Origin of the sequence: Nocardia sp. NPDC050175 (assembly GCF_044459885.1) — a bacterium.
Classification (GTDB): Bacteria; Actinomycetota; Actinomycetes; order Mycobacteriales; family Mycobacteriaceae; genus Nocardia.
In genome coordinates, this window is sequence record NZ_JBITJI010000023.1 from 1 (window position 1) to 20,554 (window position 20,554).

Below are 20,554 nucleotides of genomic sequence, written 5' to 3' on the forward strand. Positions count from 1 at the left end.
TCGACGCCCTCTACACCGACAACCTCATCCAGGAGACCACGCTCGGTCGATATTGCATGCACGACCTGGTACGCGAATACATCCGCGCCCTCACCGCCGCGTCGCCCAGCGACGGAGCCGGTGCGCTACAGCGACTGCTGGACTATTACCAGCGCACCGCGGCGGCGGCGGACCGATGGCTGACGCGAAAAGCGCGCCCCGCAGACGGCAACCACACCGCTGGCGTGACCGGTGCCCTGGTGCGGGAATTCGACGACGCGGTGCCCGCGCTGGCCTGGATGCGTACCGAACGAGCCAACCTGCTCGCCTGCGTCGAGTACACCGGAGAACACGATCCGGTGCGAATGGTCGAGCTGACCGAGGTGCTTGCGGAATTGCTGGAACGCGAAGGACCGTGGCCCTCGGCCCTGCGACTACACCAGCGCGCCGCCACGGCCGCGGACCACCTCGGCAACCACCTCGGCCAGGCCAACGCCCTCACCAACCTCGGCGTCCTGCAGTGGCAGACCGGAAACTACGACCGAGCCATCGACCTGCTCTGGCAGGCACGCGCCTGGTACCGGGAAACCGGCTACCCCCTCGGCGAAGCCGACACCCTGGCCAACCTCGGCGGCTTCTACCGATACGCCGGTGACAACGGGCAGGCCGCCGACATGCTCCGGCAGGCGCGCACCCTGTATCAGGCGGCCGGTTATCCCGCCGGCGAAGCCGGCGCACTGACGAGACTCGGCGGCGTACTCCGAGACAACGGGGACTATCGGCAAGCCGCTGACCTGATCCAGCAGGCCGTGATCCTGTTCCAGGGGACCGACTCTCCCCTCGGTACCGCCGACGCCCTCGGCTTCCTCGGCAGCGTGCGCCGCGAAACCGGGGACTTCGAGCAGGCCGCCGACTTGTTTCTGCGCGCCACGACCGCATTCCAGAAGATCGGCCATCGCAGAAGCGAAGCCCGCTGGATCGGCAACCTCGGCCTGGTGCGCCGGGATACCGGCGACTACCGCCAGGCCGCCGACCTGATCCAGCAGGCCTTGGCCATGTTCCGGGACATGGGCTACCGCCTCGGCGAAGCCATCAACCTCAACAACCTCGCCACCGTGTACCAGGAGACCCGGGACTACGAGCAGGCTGCCGATCTCTCCCGTCAAGCCCTGACCATGTTCCGCAAGGTCGGTTACCGCATCGGTGAGGCCGAAGCACTCGCCAACCTGGGTGCCGTGTGCCGGGAAACCGGGAAACACGCGGAGGCCGCCGACCTCTCCGGGCAAGCCCTGGCCTTGTTCCGCGAGATCGGTTACCGCATAGGCGAAGCCGACGCACTGAACGACATCGCGAAAATCCTACTGGCCACCGGCGACCCCGGCGAGGCGTTGACGATGTTCACCGACGCATTGAACATAGCCCTCGACACCGACAGCCGAATCCAGCAAGCCCGTGCCTCGGAAGGCCTCGCCCGCTGCCACGCCGCGCTCGGCGACAGTGCCACCGCCGTCACCCACCTGCGCCACGCCATCGACCTCTACCGCCACCTCGGCGCCGCCGAAACCGATACCGCGACAACCTATCTCGCCACGCTCGAACCCCCACCGCACCAAGGGTGAGAGGTCGTCTCTCATGCGGCATAAGCCTGCCTGCTGCGGCATTGCTCGTCGGCCGTCCTGCCGGGCGATTACTACCGAACAAGTTAGCACGCTAGGCTAGGCAAACCTAAATTTAAACCTTGCTCGAGGATTGTGTTCCTGCCCGGCGGCACCTTCGCCGAAGGCCTTGTTACAGCTCGGAAGTCGTGGAGAAATTACCAGATGGAAGGTACGCGCGCACGGACTAGGCGCTGGCCGGGGTGGCTGCTGGCGGCTGCCGTACTGATGGCCGTCTGTTTGCTCAGCCTCATGGTCGGCACCAAGGCCATTCCGATCGGGCAGGTGTGGGATGCGCTGTCGGGCACCGACGGGTCGGCGGACGCGCTGGTCATCACCGAGTATCGGGTGCCACGCACACTGCTCGGACTGCTCGCCGGACTGGCGCTGGGCGTGGCAGGCTGCCTCATGCAGGGGTTGACGCGCAATCCGCTGGCCGATCCCGGACTGCTCGGCATCAATGCCGGAGCGGCGTTCGTCATCGCGATGGCGGTCGCTTTCCTGGGCGTCACCCAGATCACTTCGTACGTGTGGTTCGGGTTCATCGGTGCGGCGGTGGCCTCGGTGGTGGTGTATCGGCTTGGCACCGCGGGCAGGCAGGGGGCGGATCCGATCCGGCTGACGCTGGCCGGCGTCGCGATCACGGCCGTGCTGTCCGGAGTCACCAAGGGGTTGATACTGCTGAACCCCAAGGCCTTCGACCAGATGCGGAACTGGGACGCAGGCGCGTTGACCGGGCGCGGGCACGACGTCATCGCAGGCGCCACGCCGTTCATTCTCGTCGGCCTGGTGGCGGCGGTGATCGCCGCGCGCTCGCTCAATGCCGTCGCCCTCGGTGACGACCTCGCCCACGCGCTCGGAGTGCACATCCGGCGAACCCGGCTGCTCACCGTCGCGGCGCTGACCCTGCTGTGCGGCACCGCGACCGCCGCGGTGGGGCCGATCACCTTCGTCGGCTTGGCGGTGCCGCATATCGCGCGCTGGATCGTCGGACCCGACCAGCGCTGGATCATCGCCTACTCCATGCTGCTCGCACCGATTCTGGTGCTGGGCGCGGACATACTGGGGCGGATAATCATTCGGCCCGATGAAGTGGCGGCGGGATTGGTGACCGCCTTCCTCGGTGCCCCCGTCCTGATCTGGCTGGCGCGGCGGCCCCGGGTGAGTACGCAATGACCGCCATCGATTTCGGCCGTTCGGTGCTGGTGGTCCGAACCCGCCGCGTCGCGGCTCGCGTGGGTGTGCGCACCGTGGTGGTGTGCGCGATCCTCGTCATCGCGGCGCTGGCCGTGGCCGTATTGTCGCTCGGCACCGGCGATTACCCGATTCCGCCGGATCGGGTGCTGCGCGCGCTGTTCGTCGGGGATCAGCGTTTCGACCGACTCGTGGTGTGGGACTGGCGCTTTCCGCGCGTGGTGCTCGCGCTGGCGCTGGGCGCGGCCCTCGGCGTGAGCGGCGCGATCCTGCAGTCGGTGACCCGTAATCCACTCGGCAGCCCGGATCTGGTCGGCTTCACCACCGGCGCTTACACCGGTGCGCTCGTCGTCATGCTGGTGCTCGGCGGCGGCGGATTCCAGACCTCGGCGGGGGCGTTCGTCGGCGGATCGGCTGCGGCCCTTGCCATTCAGCTGCTGGCCTTCCGGCACAACGTCACCGGCTTCCGGCTCATCATCGTCGGCATCGGCGTCAGCGCCATGCTCGCCTCGGTCAATACCTGGCTCATTCTGCGCGCCGATCTCACCACCGCCATGTCGGCGGCCGCCTGGGGCGCGGGGTCGCTGAGCAAGGTCACCTCGGCACAGGTCGCGCCCGCGCTCATCCTGCTCGCGGTACTGGGCGTGGCCGCGGTCGCCGCCGCGCCCCGCCTGCGGATCCTGGAATTGGGTGACGATCTGGCGCAGGCGTTCGGCCTCCGGGTCGGCCGCGACCGCCTGCTATTGATCGGGCTGAGCGTCGCGTTCTGCTCGGTGGCCACGGCCGTCGCCGGACCCATCGCCTTCCTGGCCTTGGCCGCACCACAATTGGGCCGGCGCCTGGCCCGCACGGCCTCCACCGCATTGGCTCCGGCCGCCGCCATGGGTGCGCTGCTGCTGGTGACCTGCGACTGGATCTCGCAGCGGATATTCGCACCGACCACGCTGCCGGTCGGCGTCGTCACCGTGTCGGCGAGTGGGCTATATCTGGCGTATGTGCTGGTCGCCGAGGCGCGACGGAACTAGGGGGAAGCGACGATGAACGAGAACCACAGCGCGGGGATCCGAGTGCGGGCCGACCAGGTGCGCCTCGGCTATCGCGGCCGAACCGTGAGCGAGCAACTCTCGGTGGATATTCCGGACGGGGCCTTCACGGTGATCATCGGCCCCAATGCCTGCGGGAAGTCCACTCTGCTGCGGGCGCTGGCGCGGTTGCTCACCCCGGAGGACGGTGCCGTGCTGCTCGACGGCAAGGCCATCACCGCCTATCCGGCCAAGGAGGTGGCGCGGCGCATCGGTCTGCTTCCGCAGTCCGCCACCGCGCCGGACGGCATCCGGGTCGCCGATCTGGTTGCGCGCGGCCGTTATCCGCACCAGACCCTGCTCCGCCAGTGGTCGCAGGCGGACGAGGACGCAGTAACCGCGGCCATGGCGGCCACCGGCGTCACCGACCTGTCGGCCCGCTCGGTGGACGAGTTGTCCGGTGGGCAGCGGCAACGCGTCTGGATCGCGATGGTGCTGGCGCAGGAGACGCCGATCGTGCTGCTCGACGAGCCGACCACCTACCTGGACATCGCGCATCAGATCCAGCTGCTGGATCTGTGCCGCACGCTCAACCGGGAATCCGGCCGGACCGTGGTCGCCGTGCTGCACGACCTGAACCACGCCTTCCGCTACGCCGATCACCTCATCGCCATGCGGGACGGCCAGGTGATCGCGGCCGGTGCGCCGCGCGAGATCGTGACGGCCGAGCTGGTGCGGGAGGTCTTCGCCCTCGGCTGCCGGATCATCGACGACCCGGAAACCGGTGCGCCACTGGTGATCCCGCTCGCCGAGAATGCGGCGGGCGTGAGCTGACGCCGCATCGGGCAGCGGCCGATGCGGTGGTGCGGGATTTCTATTTCCCATGGGAATTGAATTTAGGTTAGCCTATGTTTCCCTCCTCCGCCGGTGGACTCGCGTCGAGCCCCGGGCGGACCGAGGGTGGGGTCGCAATACGTTGATGGTGAAGGGGTTGGGGTGGGACTGGTGGAAGTGGTCGACGCGCGCGCAGGTCATCCCGGCTTACCGCGCACCGGAGCGCAATTGGACTGCTGGCACGCCCGGCACCTCGACCCCGCATCGCCCAGTTACCCGCGGGTCTGCCCGACAAGACAGAAAGAACACCCAGCCATGTCGCTTCACCGAATGACGGCACGCGTCCGTGCCGCCGCCGCTCTGCTCATCCTCGCGCTGGTCGCGCTGCTGGCAGGCTGCGGAAGCTCGGCCTCCGACGAGTCGAGCAAGTCCGGCACCCGCCAGGTGCAGACCGCCAAGGGCGCGGTCACCGTGCCCGCCGATCCGCAGCGGATCGTGGTCGTCAACGGCGGGCTCGCCGGATTCCTCTTCGACCTGGGCGCGAAGGTCAAGGCCGCGGATCCGCGCATCCTCGGTGTCACGTTGAAGCCCGGCGAGTTCCCCACCGCCTGGGCCGCGGACGCCAAGCAGCAGGGCACCGTGACGGTGCCGTCCGGTGACAGCATCAACATGGAGTTCATCGCCGCCCAGCAGCCGGACCTGATCATCGGTGGCGGGCCGGGCTTCCCGGGCCAGCAGTCGATCAACGACTACGACAAGCTCACCGCCATCGCGCCGACCGCACTGGTGCCGTCCAACTTCAGCAATTGGCAGGACCAGCTGAAGTCGGTGGCCGACATCGTGAATCGGTCCGCGAAGGTGGACGACCTGATCGGCGCGTACAACGACAAGGTCGCGAAGGTCAAGGCCGGGCTGAAGGCGCCGAAGGGCGCGGCGTCGGTGTTCCAGTCGCGCGGCGATCTCAAGCCCTCCGTCATCGCCCCCACCACGCCGCTCGCTTCCCTGCTGACCGCGGTCGGCATCACCGTCGACGACAAGGTCGAGGCGAAGGCAGGCAACCCGAGCCGCCCCGCGGCCGCCGACTGGGTGTCCTTCAGCCCCGAACTGCTGAGCACCGTCGTCGACGCCCCGGTGCTGTTCGTCGTGCGGCTCGACGGCGGCCGGACCGTCGCCCAGCTGAAGGATGATCCGATGCTGGCCAAGCTGCCGGCGTTCCAGGCGGGCCAGGTCTACGAACTGCCCGCGACCAGTCAGCGTCCCGACTACCGCAACGCCATGGCCACCCTCGACCTGCTGGCAGAGCGCTTCAAGTGACAGCCGTGGGGGGCCTGCTCATCGATACCACGCCGCTGCGCGCCAGCCGGGAGTTCCGGAATGCGTTCGCGGCCAGGCTGATATCGGTACTCGGGATCGGCCTGCTGATGGTTGCCCTGCCCGTGCAGGTCTACCAGCTCACCGGATCGTCCCTGCACGTCGCCGGCGTCACCGCCACCACCGCGGTCGCCCTGTTCGCCGGAAGTCTGGCGGGCGGGGTGATCGCGGACCGGTACGACCGGCGCGATGTCATCCAATGGGCGCGTAGTGCAGCGGGTTTCGGCTTCCTCGCCCTGGGGCTCAACGCCCTGCTACCGCATCCGAGCCTCGCCGTCATCTATGCCGCCGGTGTAGTGGACGGACTGGCCGGTGGGGTCAGCGGATCGGCGCTGATGGCCCTCGTCCCGATGCTTGTCGGGCGGGAGAAGGTGGCGGCCGCCGGGGCACTGACCTCGCTCACCACCGATCTGGGCACCATGGTCACCCCGGCGATCGCCGGTCTGCTGATCGCGAAAACCGGTGTGGCACTGCCGTTCTTCCTCTGTGCGTGCGCCACCGTGGCCACGGTGGGACTGATCCGATCCATCGGGCCGCAGCCACCACCCGTCCGGGACATCGCGCATCCGCTGCGCGAGCTGGCCATCGGCATCGCGTTCGCGGCCCGGCACAAGGTTATTCGGGCGGCCCTGTTGACCGGCACCATCGCCATGATGGTGAGCGGTCCGCTGGTATTGCTGCCCGCCTTGGCCGAGAACGAACTCGGCGTCGGGGACACCGCGCTCGGCCTGCTCTACGCCGCACCCGGTGCCGGTGCGGTACTCGGCTCACTTACCAGCGGGTGGATCGGCCGCAGTCACCGTCCTGGCCGCGCACTGCTGATCTCGTTGGCGCTCATGCCGATCGGCGTCATCGTCGCCGGGCTCGCACCACACGCCGCGCTGGTATTCCTCGGCCTGGCCGGATTCGGTTTGGCCCGTGCGCTGAATATCGTGCTGCGCTACGCGATTCTGCAGCGGGACGCCCCCGAGGAACTGCGCGGCCGCATCTCGGGCCTGCTCATGGTCCAGTCCGTCGCCGGTGCCGCCGTCGGATCCATGGTAGCCGGGATCGTTGGCCAATTCTTCACGCCCGCAACCGCTCTCGTAGTTTACGGACTGGCAACACTGATACTCGTCGCAGTGACGTCGCTGGCCTGCGCGCCGCTGTTGGGAAAGGAAATGCCTTGATGGATCGTGCCGCCTACGCCGAACGCATCGTGGAGGTGCTGTCGGGTGAACACGGAGCCAAGGTCGGATATCCGATCGGATTGTGCGAGGTGGCGGTGCTCCGCACCGAAAAGGTCGGTGCGGGCCTGCTGCGCATCACCTTCGGCGGCGCGGATCTGGCCGGATTCCACAGCTACGTTCCGGATGAGCATGTGCGCCTGATCTTTCCGGACGAACAGGGTGTGCTGCTGCTGCCCCGCAAGGACGGGCTCTCCCTCGAATGGGGCTCGCCGCGACCGATATCGCGTGAATACACGGTGCGCCGCTTCAGCGCCGAGGACCGCGAACTCGATATCGATTTCGCCATCCACCCCGGCGGCCTCGCCTCGGACTGGGCGCTGAACGTGCAGCCGGGCACCAGGATTCACATCGCGGGCCCGCCCGGCGGTGTGGTGGTGCCGAAGACCTACGACAAGTATCTGCTCGTCGGTGACATCACCGCCCTGCCCGCCATCGCCCGCTGGCTGGAATGGTTGCCGCGCACGGCAGCCGGGTGGGCGATCATCGAGGTGCGCGGGCCTGAGGAGGAGATTCCCCTCGATCCACCTGCCGCCGTCGACGTGCGCTGGGTGCATCGCGGCGCGGCCGAACCCAGCACCGGAGATGCCTTCGAAAAGGCGGTCCGCAGTATCGAAGTGCCTGCCGGAGAACGGGTTTACGCGTGGCTGGCCAGCGAGTCCGGCGTGCTGAAACCCTTGCGCCGCTGGGTGCGCAACGACCTCGGCATCGATCCGAAGGACTACCTGATCGCCGGGTACTGGAAACGCGGCGTCGCCGATTACGACCGAGACGAATAAGTAACGTCGACAGCGAGGTCGACCTCGGGAGTTGGTCGACAGGAGGGTTGAGCACCTTATGAACGAACGTTCCCCGCGCCACCGGCCGGAGCGGTCCGCCCGTCGACGGGTACTGCGGGCTGTGGCCGGTTGTGCGGCGGCGGTGTCGGTGCTGCTGGCGACGGGCTGCACCACCGGCGGGCAGTCCACCGACACTTCCAGCGCTCCGGCTGGCGGAGGCTTCCCGGTCACCCTCCAGTCGGCGCTCGGACCGGCGACGATTCCCAAGGCGCCGAAGCGAGTGGTCACCCTCGGGTGGGGTTCCACCGAGGTGGCCGTCGCGCTGGGCGTTACCCCGGTCGGCATGCCGAGCATGAAGTCCGATTCGGGTTCCGATGACTCCGTATTGCCTTGGGTGCGAGAGAAACTCGGATCGGCGACCCCCGAGGTGTTCGAGGCGACGAGCAAGTCGATGCCCTACGAGAAGATCGCCGCCCTGCGCCCGGATGTGATCTTGGCCGTGCAATCCGGAGTCACCGCGGACCAGTTCGCCAAGCTGTCGGCGATCGCCCCTACCGTGGGTTACCCGGGCAGGCCGTGGCAGACCAGCTGGCAGGACCAGACCATGCTGGCAGGCAAGGCCCTCGACAAGGAGCAGGAGGCCACCGCGCTCGTCGCTGAGGCGAATGCGCAACTCGCACAGGCACGTTCGCAGCACCCCGAGTTCGCCGGGAAGACCGCGACGGTGGTCAGCGCGACCAAGCCGGACGGGCTGAACGTCTACCTGGATACCGATCCACGCATCGAACTGCTGAAGACCCTCGGCTTCACCCCGCTGCCCGAACTCGCGCAGCTGCGCCAGCAGACGGATCCGGCCAAGTTCGCCGCCGAGGTCAGCTGGGAGAACATCCCTCGCTACAACCCGGATGTGCTGCTCAGCTGGTATCTGCAACCGGCTCTCCAGTCGAGCGTGGAGGCCAATTCCATCTTCCGCTCGCTGACCGCGGTGAAGGGGAATTCATATGTGGCGCTGACCGATCCGCCGCTGGTGTACGCGATCAGCGCGCCGAATGTGCTGAACATCCCCTGGCTCGTCACGCACGCACTGCCGAAGCTGAGCGCCGCCGCTCATGGCACGCCGTAGCCGCACCATCGCCGCACCGCTCGCCCTCGGGCTACTGGCGGCGGGGCTGGTGGCGGCCATGGCGCTGTCCCTGGTGATCGGGTCGGGATCGCTGACACCGGGGCAGGTGTGGGACGGCTTGTCCGGTGCGCCGGGTGAGGCCGCCGATATCCTTGGCACGATTCGCATTCCACGCACCGTCTTCGCGGTGGTCCTCGGGGCGGCACTCGGCCTCGCCGGTGCCCTGACACAGGGGTACACGCGCAATCCGCTGGCCGATCCCGGCCTGCTCGGCATCACGCAGGGCGCGGCGCTGGCCGTGGTGCTGGCGATCACCGTATTCGGTTTCACCTCCCCTACGGCCTACGTCTGGTTCGCGTTCCTCGGCGCGGCCCTAGCTGCGGCAATGGTTTTCGCCATCGCGGGGCTCGGGTCTGGTGCATCGCCGCTGTCGGTGGTGCTGGTGGGGGCCGGTATCTCGGTGTCGCTGTCGGCGGTGACCGGTGCGATCGCGCTGAGTGACCGCACGTCGATGGATGCGCTGCGGTTCTGGGGCGCCGGATCGGTGGGCGGCTTGGCCTGGCCGGTGCTGCGGGTGGTGCTGCCGTTCCTGGTGGTCGGCTTCGTGCTCGCGGCGCTGTGCGCGCCGGTGCTCAATGCGCTGGATCTGGGTGATGATGTCGCGGCGGCATTGGGCGTCCATGTGTTTCGGGGTCGGCTGGTCGGCATCTTGACCGTTACCCTGCTCGCCGGAGCGGCGACCGCGGCGTGCGGGAGTATCGCCTTTCTGGGACTGATGGTTCCGCAGTTGGCGCGCGCGCTGACCGGACCCGACTATCGGTGGCTGCTGCCGTGCTCGGCCCTCATCGGTGCGGTAGTCCTGCTGGCGGCCGATATCGTCGGCCGCGTGACGGTGCGGCCGGGCGAGTTGCAGGCCGGGATCGTTGTCGCGTTGATCGGGGCTCCGTTCTTTCTCGCGGTCGTGCTGTGGCGCAAGGCTGGTACGCGATGACCGCGCAGCTCGAGGTCCGGCGACCGACGTCCGCCGTACGCATACCGGGTACTCGGATCTCGGTCCGCTGGCGCTTGCGGCCTGTTGTGGTCACCGTGACGGCCGCCGTGACGACGTTCGCGCTGTTCTGCGTGAGTCTCGGCACGGGTGATCTCGCGATCTCACTGCCGGATGTGCTGGCCACCCTGTTCGGGCGCGGAGACACTATGCACGCCTTCGTTATTCACGATCTCCGGCTGCCGCGCGCCGTACTCGGCGTGCTGGTGGGACTGGCGTTGGGGGTGAGCGGAGCGATCGTGCAGACCATCGCCCGCAATCCGCTCGCGTCACCCGACGTGCTGGGTGTCACCGCTGGCGCGGGCGCTGCGGCCGTCGCCGTGGTGACCGGGGTCGGCGGCCACACCATATCGACGTTGTCCGCGCTCGGCCTACCGCTGGCCGCGATGATCGGCGGATTGCTCACCGGGATATTCGTTCTCGCGGTCAGCGCCCTGAGCAAGGGGGGAAATCAGCGGCTGGTGCTCGTTGGCGTGGCGGTCACCGCGATCATGTCGGCGCTGACGCAGTGGATGTTGGTGAAGGCCGATATTCGCGACGTCGGCCAGGCGCAGCTGTGGCTCGTCGGGGCGTTGGAGCCGCGACAGTGGTCGCAGGTGTGGATGACGTTGTGGGGCATCGGCGGGCTGACGATTCTCGCGATCGCCCTTGCCTTTCCGCTGCGTGCGATCGCCCTGGGCGAGGATGTCGCCGTCATGCTGGGCGTCCGGCTCACCGTCGTGCGGCTGTCGCTGTTGCTCACCGCGGTGTTGTTGACAGGTATCGCGGTCGCGGCGGCCGGACCGGTCTTCGCCGTGGCATTGATCGCACCCCAGGTGACGGTCCGGCTGAGCCGACTCGCGTCGCCGCCGCTACTCGCCTCCGGAATCATGGGTGCGCTGCTGCTGACCGCGGCGGATCTCTGCTCCCGGACCATGTTCGCCGATCCACTCCCGGTCGGGGTGGTGACGGCGGCGATCGGCGGTCCCTTCCTGGTGTTGGTGATCCTGCGCGCGAACCTGGCCACCGCCTTCGGGCGCGCGCCGTTGCGGCGATGGTGGAAATCGCGGAAGTGAAAGTGCTGGGGCACAGTGCAGTTCAGTGGACGCAGTGCAGTTCAGTGGACGCAGTGCAGTTCAGTGGTCGCCTTCGTCGTCTTCGTCGAAGTCCGCCTGCCCTGCCTTCCAGTAGGCCGACACCTCGGCGTCGCCGGGCTCGGCTCGCAGAACCTCACGCACCCACCGACGCAACGGACGGACCACGCCCGCCTCCGCGGCGATCCACGCGTACACCCGCTCGCCCTCGGACAGCGATACCGCGCGCACGGCCTGCTCGAGCAGGTCCGAACGCTCGGCAGGCACGGCACCGCGATGCAGCCACTGCACCTGAACGTCTTCGGGGGCTACCAGGTCGATCTCTTCACTGGCATCGACCACCTCGATGAACACCCAGCCTGCCGCGTCCGCGGGCAACGCCTCCAGCCAGGCGGCGATGGCGGGCAATGCGGTGATGTCACCCGCGAGCAGGTATCGGTCGTAGGTGAACGGCACGATCAATCCGCCGGGTGGGCCCGCGATGTAAACGGTGTCCCCCGGCGCCGCCGCCGCGGCCCACTCGGCCGCGTGCCCACCGGGATGCAGCGCGAAATCGATGTCGAGTTCCCCGGCGACCGGGTCGTAGCGGCGCACCGTGTATTCCCGCGAAATCGGCAGCGGGCGCGGCCATTTCAGCCTGAAATCGACCTGCTCGGGTAGGCGCAGCGTGCCGTCGGCGTCGGGATAGATCAGCCGGACGTGCTCGGTGGGCGCGTGATTCTCGAACCCGGCCAGCTCCGGCCCGACGAAGGTCAACCGCCGCAGTCCGGCACCGACCATCCGCGCGTCCCGCACCGCCAACTCACGCAGCCCGATCGGATACGGCACCTTGGCCGCACCGGCCGCCCCCTCGAGCACCTCGGCGATTCGTTCGCGATGAGCAGCTCGGTTCATTCGGCCGCGCCGATCTTTGTCATGTGCCTGATATCCCTTGCGTTGCACGGAAACCCATCGACCGGACGGGTCGACCGTGCGCCCTCTAGCGCAAGAAAGAAGGTTAGCCTAACTTAATTTTAGGAGCAAGGTGGCCGTGCTCAGCGCGCCGGTTGGTACCGGTTCTTCAGGAAGTAGTCGACGACCGTGCGGCCGAGGGTGTAGCCGTTGTCGAGGGAGAGCCGGAAACCCGCGGACTGCTGCTCGAGGTGATCGAGCACGCTCTGGCCGGGATAGGGCTGGTCGAAGTTGCTCACCGTGCGCAGCGACAGATACCGGTCGAGGTAGCCGTGACGGTCCAGCACGGCGGCGGTGGCGTTGTCTTCCATCTGCGTCGTGCAGTAGTTGCCCTGGCCGTTGGTGCGCACGCCCATGATGTGGCGCGCGGTGTCGGAGAGTTCCTTGCCGGAGTACCAGTTGTCGCCGGTCATGGTGTCGCACTTGACAACCGACGGCTTGCGGTCGCCTTGTCCGAACTGGGCACGTTCGGCGCCAGCCGCGGGACTGTCCGCCAGGGTGGCGTGTTCGGTCAGGCCGAACGCGGTGTCGACCAGCTGCTCGTTCAGGTGGTAGGCGGCGGTGTTGTAGTTCTCGACCGGGCGGTAGCCGTGCGGCAGGCTCGGCGCCTCGGCCGGGACGAGGTGGTTGCCGAGGTCGAAGTCGACGATCCAGCGGGCCCAGGTCGCGGAGCCGAGGGTGGCCTGGTCCGGCGGCGCGCCCGCGGTGCCGACGGTGAGGAAGTGGGCGTTGCCGAAGTCGAGTTTCGGGCTGTCCAGCACGGCCATCATGGTGGCCGCGGCATTGGTCTTGCCCTGTCCGGTCTCGGCGACGCACAGTCCGTCGGCGTTGCAGTGCACCGGCTTGTACGAGGTGGGCACGTCCACGGTGATCGGCAGCGACTCGCGCTGCAGCCACGGCTCGACCTCCGGATCGAACATCGTGATCACCAGCACACCGACCTTGACCGGTGCCACGCTCGACTCGCCCCCGCCGCCGCAACCGGCCGCCATGGCGACCGTCGTGAACACCGTCAGTGCGACTATCCAGCGACGTAGAGGCATCGGATGATCCTATGACAAGCCCCCCTTGTCACCATCTGGCGGACCGCGACCTGCCCGAACGCCTGCTCGCGCCAACCGAGGCCGACCCGACAAGCGCGAAACGCCACCCATGTAGGTTGGACGGCAGGTTCTCTTGCGGCACAAGCGGAACCATCGGACCGTCGCTACCTGCGGTTTCGGTGGGCTCGCTTGGTCGAGCGGTCAGCTGCACGCTCGTTTGTCGAACAGTCGGTGGAGCGCGGCGAGGTCCGCGCCGAGTGAAAGGCCCATCAGCATGACGTCATCGGCGGGATCGAACGCACGCGCCCACATCGGGGTTACCGGCCTCGCAGTGATGGGGAGCAATATCGCGCGCAACTTCGCCCGGCACGGACACACTGTCGCGCTGCACAACCGCAGCATCGCCAAGACCGACGCGCTGCTCGCGGCGCACGGCGACGAGGGTGACTTCGTCCGCACCGAGACGATCGAGGAGTTCGTCGGCGCGCTGCAGAAGCCGCGCCGCGTGCTGATCATGGTCAAGGCCGGCGACCCGACCGACGCGGTGATCGAGGAGCTCGCCGCCGCGATGGACGAGGGCGACATCATCATCGACGGCGGCAACGCGCTGTTCACCGACACCATCCGCCGGGAGAAGTCGCTGCGTGAGCGCGGCCTGCACTTCGTCGGCGCCGGTATCTCCGGTGGCGAAGAGGGCGCGCTCAACGGTCCGGCCATCATGCCGGGCGGGCCCAAGGAGTCCTACGAGGTGCTCGGCCCGCTGCTCGAGTCGATCGCGGCGCAGGTCGACGGCACCCCGTGCTGCACGCACATCGGGCCGGACGGCTCGGGCCACTTCGTGAAGATGGTGCACAACGGCATCGAGTACGCCGACATGCAGCTCATCGGCGAGGCTTACCACCTGTTGCGCGACGCGCTCGGCTTCGACGCCAAGCAGATCGCGGACGTGTTCACCGGCTGGAACCAGGGCGAGCTGGAAAGCTACCTGGTCGAGATCACCGCCGAGGTGCTCAACCAGACCGACGCCAAGACCGGCAAGCCACTCGTCGACGTCATCCTGGACGCGGCCGAGCAGAAGGGCACCGGCCGCTGGACCGTCAAGGCGGCGCTCGATCTCGGCGTCCCGGTGACCGGCATCGCCGAGGCCGTGTTCGCCCGCGCGCTGTCCGGCGCCACCGATCAGCGCCGCGCCGCCGTCGGCCTCGCCTCGGGACAGCTCGCTGAAAAGCCCACCGACACCGAGCAATTCACCAAGGACATCGAGCGCGCGCTGTACGCGTCCAAGGTGGTCGCCTACGCCCAGGGCTTCGACCAGATCGCCGCCGCCAGCACCGAATACGACTGGGACCTGCACCCCGGCGATCTCGCCACCATCTGGCGCGGCGGCTGCATCATCCGCGCCCAGTTCCTCAACCGCATCAAAGACGCCTACGACACCAACGCCCAGCTGCCGAGCCTCATCCTCGACCCCTTCTTCCAGGAAGCCATCGAGAACGCCATCGACAGCTGGCGCCGCGTCGTCGCCGCCGCCGTCCAACTCGGCATCCCCGTCCCCGCCTTCGCCTCCTCCCTCGCCTACTACGACGGCCTGCGCGCCAAGCGCCTCCCCGCCGCCCTCACCCAGGCCCAACGCGACTACTTCGGCGCCCACACCTATGAGCGCATCGATATCCCCGGCAAGTACCACACCCTCTGGAGCGGCGACCGCACCGAAATCCAAGCCGACTGACCAACCCCCAACCCGAGTGCCCGGCGGACCAATCGGCCGGGCTCTCGCCATTTCTCCCCAAGTCCATGCCGCGCAACACTTCGCCCGCCGCATTCGATTCAGCCAATGATTTCGCGCACGCTGCCCGAAAAGACTTGCGTGACAGTCGGTCTCGACTACGTGTCGATGGTGGCGCAGTGCGCGGCCACGGTGTCGACGAGCCGCGTACGCAATGGCGCTAATAGGGGGTAAGTGGTGCCGCGATCGACATCGGCCAGTGCCCCGGGCAGTCCGGCGGCGATCTCACGTGTCCGTACGACGAGTCGATCAGGATCCGTCCCCGCCTTCTGCGCGAACTTCTCGACGTGATGCAAGGTGACCTCACCGAACTTCGACCGACCACCGATCGGCATCGCTACACGACCCAGATCCGATCCGCGTTCTGGATCGTATGGCAGTGAACTCGCTACGTCGTAGATCGGTGCAAGGGTGATGTCGAGTCCGTTGAGGAGCACCGAGTAGTTCTTGGCGTGAGCATCCGGTGCGCCGAGCAAGTATTGGGCGACAACGATATCGGTGAATCGGTCGACGTCGCGCTGACCGGCCTCGCGAGCGAGCAGGCCCGCGATCGCAGTGGCCGACGGCCCACCTTCGGAGGCATATTTGCGCTCGGGCGGCACCGACAACGCTTGGCACATGTCCTCCTGATGTAGCCGGAGCACCTGGCCGTCCGCACCCCGTAGCCGGTCGTACCGCTCGACAACAATCGCCGCGACGCCATCGAACTCGATGAATTCAGATGCCGCTGCAACGATCCCGAGCGCCTCCAGTGCACGCAGGCACAGATGCTCGTTGAACGCCTGCCCCGGAAAGCGTTCGATTCCCGGTTTGATGATGTGCGTGCTGGCCGCGTTGCCATGCGCATATCCCCACCCGCCCCCGGTACGCACGGCAGCGAACTTGGACTGCGCTCCCGCCAAACTCCAACGCTCGTCGGAGCGGGTCCACTGCGCCGGCGCACTCCGCAGGCCGCGCAACCGCGCACCGATCTGCACGTCAGTGACTTCTTCCACGCTGCCCGGCCGGGTCAGCACATCCTCGACGTCCTCGGGTGCCGCCAATTGCACAGCGCCGGCACAGTCGCGACCGATGTGTTCGAGCAGCGCGGTCGCACTGCGCGACGACACATCGAACTCGCGGGCCAGCCGCTCGCGCACATTGGCATCGTCGGGCAGCAGGTTCATCAGCCACGGCGCAGTGACGCGATGGTCGTAGGTGCGTCCCACCGCCGGAGGCATCGACAGCGACAACGGGGTGGCGTCGAGGTCGACGGCGTAGTCGTCGACGTAGGTGAAGCGGGGCCGCCCGCCGGCATGCGTGACGGCGCCGACCAACACTCCGTTGAGGATCACCACCAGATCACTCATGCGACTCCAGCGATTCCAGGTTTTCCGGGTTCGGCGGCTCCGCACCCTGCTGGATCCGGGCGAAGACATCCTGAATCGCCTGTTGATCACGTGAGGTCGTGGTGCGGGGCGACATGGGCACAGTGACCACTTGCAGGCCTAATGCACTGGCGATTTGAATGACACGACCGATTTCTCCGTTCGGGCTACCGGTCTCGACCCGACTGACAAGTTGGCGGGAGACCCCCGCCAACTCCCCCAGCTGATCCTGAGTCAACCCCGCGTCAACGCGCGCCTTACGCAACGCCGCGCCGAGCTGGACCAGCTGGCGTCGTGTCCGCGGTTGCGTCATGACGTTACGGTACCATCACCAGCACAGCATGTTGTGGATCTATAACATTGCCTGTAGCAGAAAGGGCTCAGCAGTGCATAATGTTCCAGATCCATTACATTGTGCACGTGTTATAGATCCATAACACAGACGGCGCATAACAGTGCCGGTCAGCTGGCTCACACGATCGCGAAGTCCGGCTGGAGGGTCAGCTGGCTTGGTACTCGGCGCTGCATTCGCCGTTGGTGTAGTTCAGGCCTTCGCCGTGGTTGAAGACGCCTAGGTTCAGTAGGATTCGGCCGGGCTTGGCGGGGAGGCCGATGATGGTGAGGGTATTGTCGGGGCCTTTTACCCGGGCGGAGGTGTCGGCTACGCCGCTCTTACCGGTGGTGATGTTTGCCCAGTTGACGGTTAATTTCTGGTCGTAGGCGAAATCTGTGCCTGCATTGGTGTGCAGTTTCAGGTCGACGGTGCCATTGCTGGAGGTGGCGAAGACGTCGCTGGTGGCCGGGGTTTGGAACGGTTCCACCGGGACCGGGTAGCTCATTGTGCATATCGGCGCCGAGGGATCGTTCGGGGCGGCGAAGGCGGCGGGTGCGCCTGCGGCGGTTACGGCGATCGCGGCGATCCGCAATAGGGCAGAGCGGGTTCCTGAATTCATCGAACCGTCCCATCAATCATCGAGATGTACTGGATGAACGTGGTTGCCGCGCTGTGGAATAACGGTCGACAACGTCGGCAACCGACACAAGCCTAGCGAGCACAACGGCGGCGTGACAACGCCCGAGAATTCGAAACATGCTCTAGCAAAAGGGATCTCGACCAGCAAGACCTCAATATATTTGGGGCACAGCAATTCTGGTGATGACCTGCTAAGACAGCGCTAACGGTCGCGCTGCGCGCCGCGCCGCTCGCGAACCGATCACCGTTGTCCGGCGGGTCCGAATCCGTATTCGGCAAACCCGGCCGGGCGTCACGAGTGTGATCCACGACACGATCGCCGGAGAAATTGCTGGCAGCTTGCAGTTGTCCCGGTCGCCGTTGCGCATCGGGGTGGCGGCACTTTGCACGTCAGGCGCGAATTTTGCCGAACGGCGCGGCATCATGGCAGATATGCGCGTACTTATTCAGCTTCGTCCGTCCGTCGATCTGATTACCGCAGTGGCCGACCGTGCGGTTCCGGTCGCCTCCGCCGATGTTGCCGGGCATCTGCCCGGGATCGTGTTGGATCACTCCTATGCACCGGTCGCGGTGCCGAAATCCGTTCCCCGGGTGTCCGATACCGGTCCGCTGCGCTATTCGCTCGACCCGGCGGACGCCTCGGTGCTGGTGCGCGGCGAGATCGACGATGACGGCATCGCCCATAGCGTGTCGCAATTGTCGGCGGCGCGAGGTGTCACCGGAGTTTTCGCCGATCCGGTTGTCCAGACCAACCTCACGTGTGGCGACACCCCCGCGGTCGGCAACTGGCACGATGTCGAAACCCTGTTGCACCACGGCGATCTGGCGGCCGCAGGGTTGGACGGTACGTCGGTGGCCTTGGCCATCGTCGACACCGGCATCAACGCCGCGAAGGTCAAGCAGGTGCGCGGCGGGCAGGTGACCATCGACAAGGCGCGCAGCTGGAATCCGGCCGGGGTCACCGGCACGGCGGGCGAGTTCCCGGTGGACCACGGCTCGATGTGCGCGTTCGACGCGCTCATCGCCGCCCCGAAGGCGACGCTGCTCGACCTGCCGGTGCTGCAGAGCAAACGGCAGGGCGGCACCGTGATGGAGGGCCTGCTGTCGGACGCGCTGGCCGGGTACGCCCACCTGCGCACGGTGCTCACCGATCAGCCTGCCGCGTCGCGGGCCTTGGTGATCAGCAACAGCTGGGGATCGTTCTCGCCCAGTTGGGATTTCCCCGTCGGCCAGCCCGGCAACTACTCGGACAATCCGTCCCATCCGTTCAACGTGATCGTCGGCTCGCTCGAGGCCGCGGGCGCCGACATCCTCTTCGCCGCGGGCAATTGCGGACGCGAGTGCCCGGACGGCCGGTGCGCGTACACCGACAAGCCGATCGGCGGCGCCAACTCGCATCCGAGCGTCCTGTCCATCGCGGGCGTCGACACCAAGGGCCAGCGGGTCGGCTATTCCTCGCAGGGCCCCGGCCGATTGACCGACCGCAAGCCGGATATCTGCTCCTACACCCACTTCCTCGGGTCGACGGTGTTCGGCGCCACCGAACCGGACACCGGCACCTCGGCGGCCACGCCGGTCGCGGCGGGCCTCGTCACGGCCATCCGTACCCGATGGTCGGCCACCGAGCTGCCGCCCGCGCAGCTGCGAGCGTTGTTGCAGCGCACCGCGATCGCGCAGGCCGGTGGCTACAACTACGACTACGGATACGGCGTCGCCGACGCCGCCGCGATCCTCGCGGAGCTGAATCGAACGGCGGCCCGCGCGTAACGTAGGGGCCATGCCGTTGCTCACCATTCGGCTCCCGCAGGAGGCGACCCTGGAGGCCGCCCTGCGGGAGCTGAAGCTCACCGCTGATGACGTCGATACCGCCTACGGCCTGGTCGCCGTGGATCCAGCGAACGGTCTGTACGCGCTGCGGGTGACCGACGCGGCCGCCGCACGCATGACCACCGCCGGACCCGGCGTCGTTGTCTTCGCCGACCCGCGCATCGAACCGGGCAACGGATCGATCGATCCGAAACCCCGTACGTAAGAATAAGTTCCGAAAACCGGCGGCACCGATCGGTGCCGCCGGGACGCGGACTGCTATCGGGCGATCGAGTCCGCCCAGTCGATGACGGCCGCCCGATACTCGGCCGTGTTCGGTGCGAGATTCACCGAATGCCCGGCACCGGGCAAGACAAAGGTGCGCAACTTCGCGTCGGGACCGAAGTACGGCGCCTCCGCCGCCTGCAGGGCCGCGCTATCGGTGCAGATCGAGAAACCCGGCCCGCAGGACAGGATGTCCTTGCTGCCGTTGACCACCATGGTGGGTGCGGTGATGAAGCTGGACATGCCGGGCAGCGTGGACAGCAGACCGTCGGGATATTCGGTGAGCGAGAAGGTTTCCTTGGTCGCCTCGTCGGCCGCGACCACCTGCGGATCGAAGTTGTCGGGACCGTAGAAATCGGCTCGGCGAGCACCCGGCCGCGACACCAGATAACCGGGGTCGTATCCGCGACCGGCGAAGGCCGGATCCTGGACGGCCGGGTAATACGTGCTGATCACGCCGAGGACCCCGGGCACGTACAGGGTGTGTGAGTATCCGGTGAGCAGCACACCGTCGACGTCGTGATACTTGGTGGCCTCCATGACGGAGGTGCCCGAGCTCAGCGAGTGCCCACCGGTGATGATCTTGCCGAACGGCCGTGCGCCACCGAGACCCTGCCGCAGCTGCTGCACGATGAGGTGCAACGCTTCCGCGGTGGCCGTGGCGGTCAGCGTCACGCTCGGCGGCCGAGTGCTCGCGCCGTTGCCGAGCCGGTCGACCACGAGCGTCGCATAGCCCGCGCCGTTCATCGCACGCCGGAAGTTGTAAGTGTCCGGCTGGTATTGGAAATCCCAGTACGAGCCGTTGTAATTGGAACCCGCCATCAACACCATGACGGCGTCCGCCGGCTTGTCCGTCGCCTGGCACAGCGTCCCGGCCAAAGTTCCCTGCGGCACCGGGAAAGTGATCTCCCGGCATTGATCCGGTGGCGAAACTTGATCGGCCAGGGCAACTCCCGGCGTCAGACAGAGAATTGTTGACATGACAAAAGCCCGTATTGAGGCCCGCACGCGACGCGCTCCCCTCGGAGGTACACGAGGA

General features: G+C 67.3%; 19 protein-coding genes. 13 read left to right on the forward strand and 6 right to left on the reverse strand.

What is annotated here, in order from left to right:
• The 10 genes from ACIBK2_RS44320 to ACIBK2_RS44365 all read left to right on the forward strand — a co-directional run.
• A partial coding sequence (locus ACIBK2_RS44320) for a tetratricopeptide repeat protein (RefSeq protein ID WP_396977044.1) occupies positions 1-1,598 on the forward strand: 1,598 nt, incomplete at its 5' end.
• A gap of 201 nt (positions 1,599-1,799) precedes the next feature.
• Positions 1,800-2,810, forward strand: a complete 1,011-nt coding sequence (locus tag ACIBK2_RS44325) for an iron chelate uptake ABC transporter family permease subunit (RefSeq protein WP_396977046.1) — start codon at positions 1,800-1,802, stop codon at positions 2,808-2,810.
• The gene (locus tag ACIBK2_RS44330; protein ID WP_396977048.1) at positions 2,807-3,853 is read left to right on the forward strand and encodes a FecCD family ABC transporter permease; all 1,047 of its coding nucleotides are present in this window, start codon (positions 2,807-2,809) and stop codon (positions 3,851-3,853) included. Before ACIBK2_RS44325 ends, ACIBK2_RS44330 begins: the two co-directional genes overlap by 4 nt.
• 12 nt (positions 3,854-3,865) lie before the next feature.
• The gene (locus ACIBK2_RS44335) at positions 3,866-4,684 is read left to right on the forward strand and encodes an ABC transporter ATP-binding protein (RefSeq protein ID WP_396977050.1); all 819 of its coding nucleotides are present in this window, start codon (positions 3,866-3,868) and stop codon (positions 4,682-4,684) included.
• A 330-nt stretch (positions 4,685-5,014) separates the two neighbouring features.
• Complete coding sequence (locus tag ACIBK2_RS44340; protein ID WP_396977051.1) at positions 5,015-5,998, forward strand: ABC transporter substrate-binding protein; 984 nt, start codon at positions 5,015-5,017, stop codon at positions 5,996-5,998.
• Positions 5,995-7,224, forward strand: coding sequence for an enterobactin transporter EntS (gene entS / locus ACIBK2_RS44345; RefSeq protein WP_396977053.1), 1,230 nt, complete (start codon positions 5,995-5,997; stop codon positions 7,222-7,224). The genes ACIBK2_RS44340 and entS overlap by 4 nt, the downstream gene beginning before the upstream one ends.
• Entirely contained in the window at positions 7,224-8,060 is an 837-nt protein-coding gene (locus ACIBK2_RS44350) for a siderophore-interacting protein (protein ID WP_396977055.1), read from the forward strand. Before entS ends, ACIBK2_RS44350 begins: the two co-directional genes overlap by 1 nt.
• A 58-nt stretch (positions 8,061-8,118) precedes the next feature.
• Entirely contained in the window at positions 8,119-9,183 is a 1,065-nt protein-coding gene (locus tag ACIBK2_RS44355; protein ID WP_396977057.1) for an iron-siderophore ABC transporter substrate-binding protein, read from the forward strand.
• Positions 9,170-10,174: a FecCD family ABC transporter permease gene (locus ACIBK2_RS44360; protein WP_396977058.1), complete on the forward strand. Its 1,005-nt coding sequence runs from the start codon at positions 9,170-9,172 to the stop codon at positions 10,172-10,174. The genes ACIBK2_RS44355 and ACIBK2_RS44360 overlap by 14 nt, the downstream gene beginning before the upstream one ends.
• Entirely contained in the window at positions 10,171-11,286 is a 1,116-nt protein-coding gene (locus ACIBK2_RS44365; protein ID WP_396977060.1) for a FecCD family ABC transporter permease, read from the forward strand. Before ACIBK2_RS44360 ends, ACIBK2_RS44365 begins: the two co-directional genes overlap by 4 nt.
• A 60-nt stretch (positions 11,287-11,346) precedes the next feature.
• Here the strand turns inward: ACIBK2_RS44365 and ACIBK2_RS44370 are convergent, their stop codons facing one another.
• On the reverse strand, positions 11,347-12,198 hold the full coding sequence (locus tag ACIBK2_RS44370) for a siderophore-interacting protein (protein WP_396977062.1): 852 nt from the start codon (positions 12,196-12,198) through the stop codon (positions 11,347-11,349).
• 140 nt (positions 12,199-12,338) lie between these two features.
• Positions 12,339-13,298, reverse strand: coding sequence for a purine-nucleoside phosphorylase (locus ACIBK2_RS44375; protein ID WP_396977064.1), 960 nt, complete (start codon positions 13,296-13,298; stop codon positions 12,339-12,341).
• A 274-nt stretch (positions 13,299-13,572) separates the two neighbouring features.
• On the opposite strand from ACIBK2_RS44375, the gene gndA reads away from it, so the two are divergent.
• Entirely contained in the window at positions 13,573-15,027 is a 1,455-nt protein-coding gene (gene gndA, locus ACIBK2_RS44380) for an NADP-dependent phosphogluconate dehydrogenase (protein ID WP_396977066.1), read from the forward strand.
• A gap of 155 nt (positions 15,028-15,182) precedes the next feature.
• Here the strand turns inward: gndA and ACIBK2_RS44385 are convergent, their stop codons facing one another.
• The 3 genes from ACIBK2_RS44385 to ACIBK2_RS44395 all read right to left on the reverse strand — a co-directional run bounded on the left by ACIBK2_RS44385 (position 15,183) and on the right by ACIBK2_RS44395 (position 17,404).
• The gene (locus ACIBK2_RS44385) at positions 15,183-16,433 is read right to left on the reverse strand and encodes a type II toxin-antitoxin system HipA family toxin (RefSeq protein WP_396977068.1); all 1,251 of its coding nucleotides are present in this window, start codon (positions 16,431-16,433) and stop codon (positions 15,183-15,185) included.
• Positions 16,426-16,764, reverse strand: coding sequence for a helix-turn-helix transcriptional regulator (locus ACIBK2_RS44390; RefSeq protein WP_396977070.1), 339 nt, complete (start codon positions 16,762-16,764; stop codon positions 16,426-16,428). The genes ACIBK2_RS44385 and ACIBK2_RS44390 overlap by 8 nt, the downstream gene beginning before the upstream one ends.
• 187 nt (positions 16,765-16,951) lie before the next feature.
• The gene (locus tag ACIBK2_RS44395; RefSeq protein ID WP_396977071.1) at positions 16,952-17,404 is read right to left on the reverse strand and encodes a hypothetical protein; all 453 of its coding nucleotides are present in this window, start codon (positions 17,402-17,404) and stop codon (positions 16,952-16,954) included.
• A 443-nt stretch (positions 17,405-17,847) separates the two neighbouring features.
• On the opposite strand from ACIBK2_RS44395, the gene ACIBK2_RS44400 reads away from it, so the two are divergent.
• Positions 17,848-19,191 carry a S8 family serine peptidase gene (locus ACIBK2_RS44400; protein WP_396977073.1) on the forward strand — a complete coding sequence of 448 codons (1,344 nt, stop codon included), beginning with the start codon at positions 17,848-17,850 and terminating at the stop codon, positions 19,189-19,191.
• 10 nt (positions 19,192-19,201) lie between these two features.
• Positions 19,202-19,456 (forward strand): hypothetical protein, encoded by a 255-nt coding sequence (locus ACIBK2_RS44405; protein ID WP_396977075.1) that lies wholly within the window; start codon positions 19,202-19,204, stop codon positions 19,454-19,456.
• A gap of 53 nt (positions 19,457-19,509) precedes the next feature.
• Here ACIBK2_RS44405 and ACIBK2_RS44410 read toward each other — a convergent pair whose 3' ends face one another.
• Positions 19,510-20,496, reverse strand: a complete 987-nt coding sequence (locus ACIBK2_RS44410) for an alpha/beta hydrolase (protein ID WP_396977077.1) — start codon at positions 20,494-20,496, stop codon at positions 19,510-19,512.
• Positions 20,497-20,554 lie beyond the last annotated feature (58 nt).